This window comes from Erwinia persicina NBRC 102418, assembly GCF_001571305.1.
Taxonomy (GTDB): Bacteria; Pseudomonadota; Gammaproteobacteria; order Enterobacterales; family Enterobacteriaceae; genus Erwinia; species Erwinia persicina.
In genome coordinates this window covers 130,771-143,938 of the sequence record NZ_BCTN01000008.1, presented here as the reverse complement: position 1 = coordinate 143,938, position 13,168 = coordinate 130,771, and the positions used below count along the sequence as shown (strand labels likewise).

Here is a 13,168-nt window from a genome sequence, read left to right as displayed (position 1 = left end):
CCGTTTATCCCCTCCGTTTACGCCAGCGGTTTTTTCGCCGTCTCGCGGGAACAGAAGACCGCAATGGCCGTGATCAACAGCGCCAGCACAATATAGACTGACACCCACAGCGTTCCCCCCGTCTTGCTAAACACCGTCGTGATAATCAGCGGAGCAAAGCCGCCCCCCAGAATACCTGCCAGCGTATAGGCCATGGACGACCCTGCATAGCGAACCCGACCGGGAAACTGCTCGGTGACAAACGCCGCCTGCGGGCCGTACATCAGCGCATGGATCAGTAAGCCCACCACCACCGCCAGGCAGATCGCCCACGGCTGCGCGCTGTCCAGCAGGGCAAAGAACACAAAGGCCCAAATCATCCCCAGCAGCGTACCTGCCAGATAGACCGGCCGTCGGCCAAAACGATCGGACAGCAGTCCGCACAGCGGTACCGCCAGCGCATTAGCCGCTGCACCCAGCATCGTCGCCCCCAGGGCCAGCGGGCGTGGCAGTTGCAGCACGGTGGTGACGTAGGTCAGTGTAAAGACCACGACCAGCGCGTACAGCACGTCGGAACCAATGCGTGACCCACCGGCGATCAGCAGCGCTTTACGCTGCGTCAGCATCACCTCTTTCAGGGGCCTGTGGCTGGTCTGTTTTTTCTCTGCCAGCGCCCGGAAAACAGGGGTTTCATCCACGCCACGGCGCAGCCACAGACCGAACAGCATCAGCGCCAGGCTGAGCAGGAACGGGATGCGCCAGCCCCACTGCTGAAACTGCTCCGGGCTGACCGACAGGCTGATCAGTGCAATGATCGCCGTACCGCACAGCGTGCCGCAGGAAGGGCCCATCTGGGCAAAGGAGCCGTTCAGACCACGCCGATCCTGGCGGCCGTGCTCCATTGACAGCAGTACGGCCCCTGCCCACTCTCCCCCCAGCGCAATTCCCTGGAAGAAACGCAGCGTCACCAGCAAGATCGGACTGAGGATCCCCCACTGCGCATAACCCGGCAGCAGGCCCATCAGGGCAGAGGTTCCGCCCATAATCATCAGCGTGGTCACCAGCACGAAGCGCCGGCCAAGCACGTCCCCCAGATGCCCGAACAGCATTCCACCCAACGGGCGCGAAATATAACCGACCGCATAGGTCGAAAAAGCAAGGATGGTCCCCACCAGCGGATTAAAGGAGGGGAAAAAGACATGGTTAAAGACCAGCGCCGCCATGATGTTGTAAATGGTAAAGTCGTACCACTCAAGAGCGGTGCCGATGGAACTGGCCGCCGCCAGCCGGCCGGTTTTAGCGGAGGAAGTCGCATCCCTTTCCGGGATAACGTCCTGCCGTTGTGGCAGTTCAGACAGGCTCATGATGTCATCTCCTGAGAGGTTAACTGCCAGCTTAACTGGTAAAACTCCGCCGTACCGTGCAGTACTGCCGACGCCCGCCGGGCCAGCTCGTCGACCGCTGCCTCGCTGCTGGCTTCAATCAGCACCATCTGCTGCAGGCGTCCGGGCAGGCGCTCCTCTTTAGGTAACGGCGTGCTCAGGGCGTCATCCGGACTTAACAGCGCGCAGGTGACAAAGCCCGGCAGCGCAGAGAGCATCTCACCGACCTGCAATACGTCGCCGACGGCTACGGACTGCTGACACGTCAGTACCGCCAGATGCGCACCGCTGCCCGCACCGGTCCGCGCGTCAATACGGCAGACCCGACGGAGCGGATCGATCATCTTTTGCAGGTTATCCCGTGACCAGGCGGTCTGCCGGGTGAATGCGGCGTGATAGTCGGCGCAGGTGAAATCGTCGAGGCTGTGAGTTTTATACAGGCCGAGATAGCGCCGCCCGGCATGCCGGGCACGGTAGCGCGTTCCGCTAATAAATCCGCTAATCGCTACGCGCTCGGCAACGTGTTCATTGTCGTACCAGAGGTTAAAATCAGCCTCATCGTCACCGCCGATATTTGTCGCCACAAACAGCATTCCCTGAGGGTGTGATGTCATCTTCAGACTCCTGTTGATTGAGTAAGGGGGCGCAGCGCCTGTTCCACCGCCAGCGCGCAGCACATCAGCGCCGTATCCCGATCCGGCAACGCTGCCAGCATCAGGCCAACCGGCGCAGTTCCTGCCGGATGGCAGGGTAATGAGACGGCACAGCCGTCAAGAAAATTAACCATCGACGGATTTCGCAGCAGCGCAGCGTTAACCGCAAAATAGCGCGCTTCATCCTGTTCCAGCTCCGCCACTGTCGGGGCGGTCATCGGTACGGTCGGCATCAGCAGCGCGTCATAACCGGCCATTTCCGCGCCCACACGCCGCTGCCACCCTTCACGCTGCCGGTGCAGCAGCGCAGCATCCTCTGCGGAAATGGCCGCACCACGGTGAATACGTGACAGAACGCGCGGATCGTAGCGACTGGCCTCTTCCCGCATCAGCGTCTGATGCCACTGCCAGGCTTCACAGGCGGTCAGTCCTCCGGCGGCATTGATCTGCGCCAGTTCTGCAAACGGCGTGAGCGGTAACGTGTCAATGCGAATGCCCAGGGATCTCAACCGCTCAACGGCGTTGAAAAAGGCCTGTGCCACCTCCGTTGTTAACCCTTCCAGCACCAGGGTTTGCGGCACAGCCAGCCGCAACCGGTTCAGGTCGGGCATGGCCAGCACCAGGGGCCGCTCCGCCACCACGCCGTCCAGCAAGGCACAACTGGCCACGTCATGGGCGATAACCCCGACGGAATCCAGCGAGGGCGACAGCGGCATCAGGCCCTGCATGCTGATGCGGCGGGCCGTCGGTTTAAAGCCGGTCAGTCCGCAAAGTGCGGCGGGGATGCGCACCGAACCACCGGTATCACTGCCGAGTGAGCCGAGGCACATGCCGTCACTGACGGCAACCGCCGCACCGGAGGATGACCCGCCCGGGATCCGCCTGCACTCACGCTGCCAGCGGTTCGCCGGGGTGCCGTAATGGGGATTAATGCCCAGGCCGGAATAGGCAAACTCAGTCATATTGGTGCTGCCGATAAGCACCGCTCCGGCCTGGCGCAGGCGCGCAACCACGGCGGCATCCTGCGGCGCGGGCACCGCCTCTGCCAGACAGCGCGAGCCGCCGCTGGTGCTCTCTCCCACCACATCGAACAGCGCCTTGACGCTGACAGGAAGGCCATCCAGCGGTCCACGTGACTGCCCCTGACGGCGGCGTTCATCAGCCTGAATGGCGGCCTGCCGCGCCGGCTCCGGCCACAGCCGGAGAAAGACGCGGGCACCTTCTCCCTGCGGGTCTTGTGCCGCTGTCAGCGCCTGCTCCGTCAGCGAACGGGCGCTGACCTGCCCCGCGACCAGTGCGTCTGCCGCCTGTTTTAAGGTCATCGTCATCCCGCCTCCTCAGGCCACCAGTGGCAGCGTCTGGATCTGATACTGATGTTCAATGCTGCGCCCACGTTTTTCATCCACCAGCGCCATGCGAAACTGGCGTGCGGGGCGTATCCCGCCGAGCGCACTCAGCGTGCCGCAGCTCATGCCCAGCCCCTCTGGCAGCTCCCTTCCCCCGGCGTAGCGGGTGAGCAGATCGTCCGGCGTGCGCAGTTCTGCCAGATACCCCTGCTGGTAAAGCGTCCAGTCGGCCCCCTCGTTGACCCACGACTGCAGCAGCAGTCTGTCCCAGTCGTCAGCCACCTCACTCAGTCGCCAGGCATCGCGGGCCAGCGGCTTGGCGCAGACCTGTTTGGCCAGCGCCACGCTGTGGGTTTCAAGCTGGCGATCGGTATGATCGGAGGAGAGCGTCAGCCAGTTTTCCCCCTGCCAGCGAAAGAGGAAGGGTTCCGCCTCTCCGGAGCTCTGTTCACCCAGCACCTCGATATGGTTCTGCTGGGTCAGCAGCGTCGCGCTGGCACGATAAAAGAGCGGCACTGCACCCGGTGCGGGCACCCCCAGCGCCTCCAGCTCACGGATGTGTGCCAGCACGGCCTGCCTGTCCCTTCCGGCCCAGCCAGCTATAACCAGTTGATTAATAATTATATTGACCTGCTTTTCTGCCGCCGAACTCAGTGAAAATTGCAACATAACCGCTCCTGTTGATTAACTAAAATACCTGTGAAATTTCACTATAATTTAGAAATTGCAATTGTTATGCCGGAATGTGTGTAAAATGTGGGCAAGGTCAAAATGAAGAAAGGAATGCTGATGAGCGACACGGTACAGATCCCGACAGGAGATCGGGCTATCTCACTGAATGAACTGGCTTATCTCCGTTTTCGTCAGGCACTGATCACTCTGGAATATAAACCGGGGGATTATCTGAACATGGCGCAGGTGATGGCGGATCTTGAGGTCGGACGCACGCCGGTGAATCAGGCGGTGCACCGTCTTGCGGCAGAGGGACTGTTGCAGATCTTACCGCGTAAGGGGGTGATGGTCGCACCGCTGTCTGTCGACGATGCGCTGGAGTTGATTGAGGTACGTCTGGTGAATGAGCAGCTCTGTGTCCGCCTGGCTGCAGCGCGTATCTCTGCCGCTCAGGTCGGGCAGCTGCGCGAGATCAATGCCCGTCTTGCTGAGGCCAGCCGACAGCGCGATCCGCTAACGATGATGGCTTGCGATAATCAGTTTCACCATCTGCTGGCGGCGATTGCCGCCAACCGTCGTCTGATGGATATTCTGAATATCATTCATGCTCAGGCCCAGCGTTTCTGGGCGACAACGCTTTCGGATGCCGGGCATATGGAAGAGGTGATTGCCGAGCACAACGCGATTATTGATGCGCTGGCGGCCGGGGATCTCAGCGCGGCTGTAAGGGCGACCGAGCACCATATACTCTCGTTCAAACGTGCTCTGCTGGCAGGCCGAGCCGGCTGACGGCGTCAGCCATAGCGGCCGGTAATGTAATCTTCGGTTCGGCGCTGGCGCGGTGAAGTAAACAGGGCATCGGTGAGGCCAAACTCCACCACGCTTCCCTGATGCATAAAGGCAGTATAGTCCGACACACGCGCCGCCTGCTGCATGTTGTGAGTCACCAGAATCAGGGTGAAATGCTGCTTCAGCGAGGTCATCAGCTCTTCGATCACCAGCGTTGAAATGGGATCCAGCGCCGACGTCGGTTCGTCCAGCAGCAGGATTTCGGGTTCTATGGCAATCGCCCTGGCAATCACCAGACGCTGCTGCTGCCCGCTCGACAGCGTCAGTGCGTTCTGCCAGAGGTTATCTTTCACCTCTGGCCATAGCGCCGCAGCGCGCAGCGCCCGCTCAACCGCTTCATCCAGCACGCGCCGGTCGCGCACGCCCATCAGCCTCAGACCGTAGACGACATTATCGTAGATCGTTTTGGGAAACGGGTTCGGCCGCTGAAACACCATACCCACGCGGCGACGTAGCGCAGAGAGGTCCCGATCAGGACCGAGGATCGACTGCTGCTGCAGGCGAATGTCGCCGGTAATGCGGCAGCCATCAATCAAATCATTCATGCGGTTAAAGCAGCGTAACAGCGTCGATTTCCCGCAGCCGGACGGCCCGATCAGCGCTGTAATCCGATTTTTCGGCACCCGCAGGCTGATAGCGTTGAGCGCCGGTTTGTCGCCGTACCACAGGCAGAGATTATCCAGCTCCAGCGCGGTATCGTTATCATCAAAGTTCACAGTCATAACGGAATTCCGTGTTAATGCATCAGGGCACGATAGCGTTCGCGCAGACGATGGCGAAGGATCATGGCCATCAGATTCAACCCCAGGATCAGCAGCACCAACAGCAGCGCGGTGGCAAAGACCAGCGGGCGATCGGCTTCGGCATTAGGGCTCTGGAACGCCAGATCGTAAATCTGAAAACCAAGATGCATAAATTTACGATCGAGGTGCAAATAGGGGAACAACGAATCAATCGGCAGCTCCGGTACCATTTTCACCACGCCCACCAGCATCAGCGGTGCCGTTTCTCCGGCCGCGCGGGCAACGGCGAGGATCAGGCCGGTTAACATTGCCGGCATCGCCTGTGGCAGGACCACGTGCCACAGCGTTTCGGCCTGCGTGGCCCCCAGTGCCAGCGAGCCCTGACGTAAGGTTGCCGGGATGCGTGACAGCCCTTCTTCAGTGGCCACGATCACCACCGGCAGCGTCAGCAGCGCCAGCGTGAGCGATGCCCACAGCAGTCCCGGCGTGCCAAAGGTCGGATTGGGCAGCGTACTGGCGAACAGCAGACGGTCAAGGCTGCCCCCCATAAACCAGACAAAGAACCCCAGGCCAAAGACGCCGTAAACAATCGATGGCACTCCCGCCAGATTGACCACGGCAATCCGCACCAGTCGGGTCAGCAGGTTGCGCCCGGCGTATTCATGCAGCCAGATGGCGGCAATCACCCCCAGCGGCATCACCACGATCGACATCAGTAACACCATCAGCACCGTGCCAAAGATCGCCGGGAATACCCCGCCCTCTCCCTGACTGCCACCGGATGAATCACTGACAAAGTGCCACAGCTGGCTGCCAAAATGACGCCACTTCATTCCGGTGGTCATCGCATTGGGCTGCCAGGCAGCCACAATCTGCGCCAGCGATATCTGATGCTGAACGCCGCTGGCATCCCGCAGCAGCAGCACGGTGCTGTCACTGTCCCGGTGTAGTGTGGCCAGCCTGGCGGCCTGGCGGGCAAACTGGCGCTGCAGTTCGGTACGATCCGCCAGATAGACCGACTGGGCCTCCGGGGTAAAGGCCTGTTCATTGCGCTGATGCTGCCGCTGCTGTTCCAGCGCTTCCAGCTGGGCATTCAGCCGGGCCATATTTTTACGCCGCAGCGTTTCCGCCTCGTCAATACGCTGGCGCGTCTGGATCAGCCGCTGCTGCAGTGTCTGACCGAGATCCTGTGCCGTCAGCGGATGACGATCTTCACGCAGACCATCAAACCAGCCGTAGGCATTGCCGCCGGTCCGCCGTTGTAAAACAATCGCCTGAGGCGGTATTTCCCGCGACACAATATCGCTGGAAAGCAGCGTGCGAAAATCCTGGCCGCTAATATCACGGTTACCCGTTTTTATCAGATACCGCGTGACGCTGGCCGGCAGGTTTTGTCCGTGATGCTGGCCACTGGCCATCAGTTGCTCCCGTGACACGGTCTGCTGCTGGATGACTTCACCCAGCATCTGTACCTGGCCGTCGGGCGTATTCAGGGTGAACAGTTCCAGCGGCTGCGGCCAGAAATAGCGCAGCCCCTGCCAGGCCAGCAGCGCGATCAGCAGGAAAAAAGCCAGCAGGCTGACCGCAACGGCCCCGCCCGTCAGCCAGCGCCAGCGATGATTATTGCGTTCTGCATTCATCCCGGCATCTCCTGCTGGCTGTAACGCTGTCGCAGCCGTTGCCGCACCATTTCGGCCAGGGTATTCACTACCAGCGTAAACACCAGCAGCACCAGTGCGGATAAGAACAGTACGCGATAGTGCGCGCTGCCTGCGGCAGCCTCCGGCATTTCGACCGCCACATTGGCGGCCAGCGAACGCAGGCCTTCAAACAGGCCGCCATCGGTGACTGGCGTGTTCCCGGTCGCCATCAGTACGATCATCGTTTCCCCTATCGCCCGGCCAAAACCGATCATCATCGCGGCAAAGATCCCGGAGGAGGCCCCGGGCAATACCACCCGCGTCAGGGTCTGCCATGGCGTTGCCCCCAGCGCAAGGGATCCCTGTCCCAGTGACGCCGGGACACTGAAGATGGCATCTTCTGCCAGGGTGAAAATCAGGGGCACCAGCGCGAAGCCCATCGCCACGCCTGCCACCAGCAGGTTACGCTGCTGATAGTCGGCGCTGAGACGCTCAGCCAGCCCCTCACCCCATAGCGTCTGCTCGGCCAGCGGGATCACCCACAGGGAAAAGATTGCCGTCAGCAGCAGTACGGGCAGCAGCAGTACGACCTCACGCCCTTCGGCAAGCCAGCGCTGTCGCCAGCGGGACGGCAGTTTTTGCATCAGCCAGCCACACAGTAACAGCACGGCGGCCAGCAGCAGGGGTAACAGGAGAACCCCGAGCAGGCGGTCGGCAATTTTTGGGGCCAGCCACAGGCCGGCAATCAGGCCAATCACCACACTTGGCAGTGCGCCCATCATTTCAATTGCTGGCTTCACCCAGCGACGGAGTGCCGGTGCCATAAACCAGGCTGTATACATCGCCGCCGCCAGGGCCAGCGGGGTAGCAAACAGCATGGCCAGACCGGCGGCCTTCAGGGTCCCCACCACCATCGGCACCAGGCTGAATTTCCCCTGGTAATAATCATTAGCCGAGGTCGACTGCCAGACATAGTCCGGTTCCGGGTAGTTTTCATACCAGACTTTGTGCCACAGATTACGCCAGCTGAGATCCGGCCAGGGATTGGTCAGATGATAATGCTGCCAGCGTCCGGCACGCTCAACCAGTAGTCCATCCCCTTCCGGAGAGAACTGGGCCCGTTCAGCCCCTGGCCCAATCTGCTGGCGGAGAATAGCGCCGTCCTGCTTGCTGGCGTACAGATTCAGTTCGCCCTGCGGGCTCAGCGTGGCAAAGACGCGGCGGTGAGGTTCGGTAAACAGCAGCGGCTGCCAGGCAGCCCCGGCGAACGGGCGAATCTGACGCAGGTGCGGGCCGCTGGCGCTGGCGATATCAAACCATTGTGAGATCCCGTGACGGTCTGCGATCAGCAGCGAATTCCCCCCGCTCAGCAACGCCATGCTTTTGGGCACGTCGGCCAGCATCAGGGAGTCACGCAGTCGGGGTTCACCGTTGCCCAGCCGCCAGACACGCAGCTGCGCCCCGGAAAGCGCAAATAAAAGATGTCCGTCGGGAGAAAGCAGAAGATGGTCAACGCCCGACACGTTCAGCCGGTAGTTTTGTGCGGGCTGCTGCGCCTGTAGCTGCCACAGAGTAATGGTATCTGCCGAGGCCAGCGCCACCTGCCAGCGATTTTCGCCACTCTGCGCCAGGCTGAAATGGCGCACGCCGTCCTCACCGGTAGCCAGCGGCACATCGCCCAGAGGAAACTTCCAGCGCGGCTCCTCGCCTGACGGAAAATCGGGCTGCACCAGCACCATGGCGCCGCCGTCGGACAACAGCATTACGCTGCCATTATCGGCGCTGGCGCTGGCACGCACCTCACCGGCCTCACGCAACAGCGAAAACGCAGCGGAAGGGGGTTCAGCACTCAGGGGGATAAAGCGTCCACGCCCCTGCTGATCAATACGCCAGCCCCACTGCTGCTGTTTGTCCATGCCCATGGCCACTGCCGGGCTGCTCTGCCCGAGTGTGATGTCGTTCCCTGCCTGCAGGCTCGGGCTGACAAAAAGCGGCACCACCACCCAGATCAGCCAGAAAAAAAGCAGCATCATGACCAGCAGGATTGCCATGCCGCACGCCGTTACCACGCGTCGTGTCAGCCGATCGATCATGCGGCGGCGCCCGGCGTTGTCGTGGACCGGGATTGGGCGGTCAGTCATATCAGAGAGGGTTTCCATTGTGCGTCGAAGCCGCTATGTTGCCCGTATGTGATTAATAAGACAATCAACAATCACCGAGCGTTGGACAATGCTGCCATACTCTCGCCATAATGTTTCAGAACAATGGATACCTTCATCCTGAATCAGACAACGGAGTAAAAATGGGTCAGGAAAAGCTGTATATAGAGAAAGAGTTAAGTTGGTTATCCTTTAATGAACGCGTTTTGCAGGAAGCGGCAGATAAAACTAACCCGCTAATCGAGCGTATGCGCTTTCTTGGTATCTACTCCAACAACCTGGAGGAGTTCTACAAAGTTCGCTTTGCCGACCTTAAGCGCCGTATTTTGATCGGTGAAGAACAGGGTTCACCCAATCCGCCACGCCATCTGTTGAAAAAAATTCAGGCGCGGGTACTGAAGGCCGATCAGGAGTTCGACAGTCTTTACAACGACCTGCTGCTGGAGATGGCGCGTAATCAGATCTTCCTGATTAATGAACGCCAGCTGTCACCCAATCAGCAGAGCTGGCTGCGCCACTACTTCAAACATCATCTGCGTCAGCACATCACGCCGATCCTGATCAATCATGACACCGACCTGATTGAGTTCCTGAAAGACGATTACACGTATCTGGCCGTGGAGATTATTCGCGGTGACGATATTCGTTACGCCCTGCTGGAAATTCCGTCCGATAAAGTTCCGCGCTTTGTTAACCTGCCGCCGGAGACGCCGCGCCGCAGAAAACCGATGATCCTGCTGGATAACATCCTGCGTTACTGCCTGGGGGATATCTTCCGGGGGTTCTTCGATTACGATGCGCTGAATGCCTATTCGATGAAAATGACGCGGGATGCGGAATACGATCTGGTCACCGAGATGGAATCCAGCCTGCTGGAGCTGATGTCCTCCAGCCTGAAGCAGCGCCTGAATGCTGAACCGGTGCGCTTTGTTTATCAGCGCGATATGCCTGATGCCATGGTGGAGCTGCTGCGTAACAAGCTGAATATCTCCAACTATGACTCGATTGTGCCCGGCGGGCGCTACCATAACTTTAAAGACTTTATTGGCTTCCCGAATGTGGGTAAGGCTAATCTGGTCAATAAACCACTGCCGCAGCTGCGCCACATCTGGTTTGATCGGTTCCGCAATGGTTTTGACGCGATTCGTAACCGTGACGTCCTGCTGTACTACCCTTATCACACCTTTGAGCACGTGCTGGAGCTGCTGCGTCAGGCTTCCTTTGATCCGGCGGTACTGGCGATAAAAATCAATATTTACCGCGTGGCCAAGAATTCGCGCATTATTGATGCCATGATCCATGCGGCGTATAACGGTAAAAAAGTGACCGTCGTCGTAGAGCTGCAGGCCCGCTTTGACGAAGAGGCGAATATCCACTGGGCGAAGCGGCTGACTGAGGCCGGCGTACACGTTATCTTCTCCGCTCCCGGGCTGAAGATCCATGCCAAGCTGTTCCTGATTTCACGCCGTGAAAATGGTGAAATTGCCCGCTATGCGCATATCGGTACCGGTAACTTTAATGAAAAAACCGCCCGTATCTATACTGACTATTCGCTGCTCACCGCAGATGCGCGTATTACTAATGAAGTACGCCGGGTATTTAACTTTATCGAGAATCCGTATCGTCCGGTGAGCTTTGAACATCTGATGGTATCCCCGCAGAACTCCCGAAAAATGCTGTATCAGCTGATTGATGCAGAAATTGCTAATGCCCAGAAGGGGATCTCCGCCGGCATCACCCTGAAAATTAACAATCTGGTGGATAAAGGCCTGGTTGACCGTCTCTATACCGCCTCCAGCGTGGGCGTTAAGGTTAACCTGCTGGTGCGCGGCATGTGTTCACTAATCCCGGATCTGGAAGGGATCAGCGAAAATATACGCGTGATCAGTATTATTGATCGCTATCTGGAGCATGATCGGGTCTATATTTTTGATAATGCCGGCGACAAGAAGGTCTTCCTCTCGTCTGCGGACTGGATGACGCGCAACATTGATTATCGTATCGAAGTCGCGGTATCCATCCTTGACCCTATTCTGAAACAGCGCGTGCTGGATATTATTGCCATCCTGTTAAGTGATACGCTGAAGGCACGTTTCGTCGATAAAGAGTTAAGCAATCGGTATGTTCCTCGCGGTAACCGTCGCAAGGTTCGGGCCCAGCTGGCAATTTACGATTACATTAAATCTCTCGAGCAACCTGACTAATCACTATGCCAATTTCCCATAAAAGTACGCCCAAACCGCAGGAATTCGCTGCCATAGACCTGGGTTCGAACAGTTTTCACATGGTGATTGCCCGCGTAGTTGACGGGGCGATGCAGGTTCTCGGCCGCCTGAAACAGCGCGTGCACCTGGCCGACGGGCTGGACAACAACAATGTACTGAGTGAAGAGGCTATCGAACGGGGGCTGAGCTGCCTGGCGCTGTTCGCCGAGCGTTTACAGGGCTTCAGCCCGGCAAATGTCACCATTGTCGGTACACATACCCTGCGCCAGGCGATCAACGCGGAAGATTTTCTGCAGCGCGCCGCCGATGTTATTCCCTATCCGATTGAAGTCATTTCCGGCCATGAAGAGGCTCGTCTGATCTTTATGGGGGTGGAACACACCCAACCGGAAAAGGGCCGTAAGCTGGTCATTGATATCGGTGGGGGGTCGACGGAACTGGTCATCGGTGAGGATTTTGAACCCAGACTGGTTGAAAGCCGCCGCATGGGCTGCGTAAGCTTCGCTAACCTCTATTTCCCCGGTGGCGTCATCAGTAAAGAGAACTTTAATCGTGCCCGCCTGGCCGCCGTGCAAAAGCTTGAAACGCTGGCCTGGCAGTATCGCCTGATGGGCTGGCAGTTTGCCCTTGGTGCCTCTGGCACCATCAAGGCTGCCTGCGAAGTGCTACAGGCGATGGGTGAGAAAGATAAACTGATCACCCCTGAACGCCTGGATATGCTCTTTAACGAGGTGATCAGGCACAAATCCTTTGACGCCCTGAGCCTGCCCGGTCTGTCTGATGAGCGTAAAGGCGTGTTTGTTCCCGGTTTGGCCATCCTGTGCGGCGTCTTTGATGCCCTGGCCATTCGTGAACTGCGCCTGTCTGACGGCGCGCTGCGCGAAGGTGTTCTTTACGAGATGGAAGGTCGTTTCCGTCATCAGGATATCCGCAGCCGTACCGCACAAAGCCTGGCAAACCACTATGCTATCGACAGCGATCAGGCACGCAGGGTACTGGAAACCACCGTTGAGCTTTACGATCAGTGGCGCGACCAGAACACCCGGCAGGCCAATCCGCAGCTGGCCGCCCTGCTGAAATGGGCAGCCATGCTGCATGAGGTCGGGCTGACGATTAATCACAGCGGGATGCAGCGGCACTCTGCGTATATTCTGCAGAACACCAACCTGCCCGGATTTAATCAGGATCAGCAAACGCTGCTGGCTACGCTGGTACGCTATCACCGCAAAGGGGTGAAAGTGGAAGATATGCCGCGGCTGACGCTGTTCAAACGTAAGCAGTTCCTGCCGCTGGTCTTTTTACTGCGTCTGGGGGCACTGCTGAACAATCAGCGTCAGGCCACGACCAAACCGACGGCCCTTCAGCTGCAAACCGATGAAGGCAACTGGACGCTGACCTTCCCGCGTGACTACTTCAGCCAGAACAATCTGGTTCAGCTGGATTTGGAGCGCGAGCAGACGTACTGGAAGGATGTCACCGGCTGGCAATTAACCATTCAGGAAGAGCCGTAACCCGCGCCT

Annotated in this window: 10 protein-coding genes; 3 read left to right on the top strand and 7 right to left on the bottom strand. The window is 58.8% G+C overall.

Annotated features, from left to right (window positions below):
* Nucleotides 1–17: 17 nt before the first annotated feature.
* The 4 genes from EPE01S_RS10885 to EPE01S_RS10870 are packed head-to-tail and all read right to left on the bottom strand — an operon-like array spanning nucleotide 18 to nucleotide 4,029.
* Nucleotides 18–1,343: an MFS transporter gene (locus tag EPE01S_RS10885; protein WP_084344194.1), complete on the bottom strand. Its 1,326-nt coding sequence runs from the start codon at nucleotides 1,341–1,343 to the stop codon at nucleotides 18–20.
* Entirely contained in the window at nucleotides 1,340–1,975 is a 636-nt protein-coding gene (locus EPE01S_RS10880) for a DUF4286 family protein (RefSeq protein ID WP_062744748.1), read from the bottom strand. The genes EPE01S_RS10885 and EPE01S_RS10880 overlap by 4 nt, the downstream gene beginning before the upstream one ends.
* Before the next feature lie 2 nt (nucleotides 1,976–1,977).
* Complete coding sequence (locus tag EPE01S_RS10875) at nucleotides 1,978–3,342, bottom strand: amidase (protein WP_062744745.1); 1,365 nt, start codon at nucleotides 3,340–3,342, stop codon at nucleotides 1,978–1,980.
* 9 nt (nucleotides 3,343–3,351) lie between these two features.
* Nucleotides 3,352–4,029: a DUF2848 domain-containing protein gene (locus EPE01S_RS10870; protein ID WP_062744743.1), complete on the bottom strand. Its 678-nt coding sequence runs from the start codon at nucleotides 4,027–4,029 to the stop codon at nucleotides 3,352–3,354.
* A 114-nt stretch (nucleotides 4,030–4,143) separates the two neighbouring features.
* Between EPE01S_RS10870 and EPE01S_RS10865 the strand changes: the two genes are divergently transcribed.
* Entirely contained in the window at nucleotides 4,144–4,821 is a 678-nt protein-coding gene (locus tag EPE01S_RS10865; RefSeq protein WP_373279670.1) for a GntR family transcriptional regulator, read from the top strand.
* 5 nt (nucleotides 4,822–4,826) lie between these two features.
* Here EPE01S_RS10865 and pstB read toward each other — a convergent pair whose 3' ends face one another.
* The 3 genes from pstB to EPE01S_RS10850 are packed head-to-tail and all read right to left on the bottom strand — an operon-like array spanning nucleotide 4,827 to nucleotide 9,423.
* Nucleotides 4,827–5,603, bottom strand: coding sequence for a phosphate ABC transporter ATP-binding protein PstB (gene pstB / locus EPE01S_RS10860; protein ID WP_062744738.1), 777 nt, complete (start codon nucleotides 5,601–5,603; stop codon nucleotides 4,827–4,829).
* Nucleotides 5,604–5,617: 14 nt separating this feature from the next.
* Entirely contained in the window at nucleotides 5,618–7,264 is a 1,647-nt protein-coding gene (gene pstA, locus EPE01S_RS10855; protein ID WP_062744736.1) for a phosphate ABC transporter permease PstA, read from the bottom strand.
* Entirely contained in the window at nucleotides 7,261–9,423 is a 2,163-nt protein-coding gene (locus tag EPE01S_RS10850) for an ABC transporter permease subunit (RefSeq protein ID WP_062744735.1), read from the bottom strand. The genes pstA and EPE01S_RS10850 overlap by 4 nt, the downstream gene beginning before the upstream one ends.
* 143 nt (nucleotides 9,424–9,566) lie before the next feature.
* Between EPE01S_RS10850 and ppk1 the strand changes: the two genes are divergently transcribed.
* Together ppk1 and ppx are read left to right on the top strand one after the other, a co-directional pair.
* Nucleotides 9,567–11,627 carry a polyphosphate kinase 1 gene (ppk1, locus tag EPE01S_RS10845; protein ID WP_062744732.1) on the top strand — a complete coding sequence of 687 codons (2,061 nt, stop codon included), beginning with the start codon at nucleotides 9,567–9,569 and terminating at the stop codon, nucleotides 11,625–11,627.
* Nucleotides 11,628–11,632: 5 nt separating this feature from the next.
* Nucleotides 11,633–13,159 carry an exopolyphosphatase gene (ppx, locus tag EPE01S_RS10840; protein ID WP_062744729.1) on the top strand — a complete coding sequence of 509 codons (1,527 nt, stop codon included), beginning with the start codon at nucleotides 11,633–11,635 and terminating at the stop codon, nucleotides 13,157–13,159.
* Nucleotides 13,160–13,168: the final 9 nt, after the last annotated feature.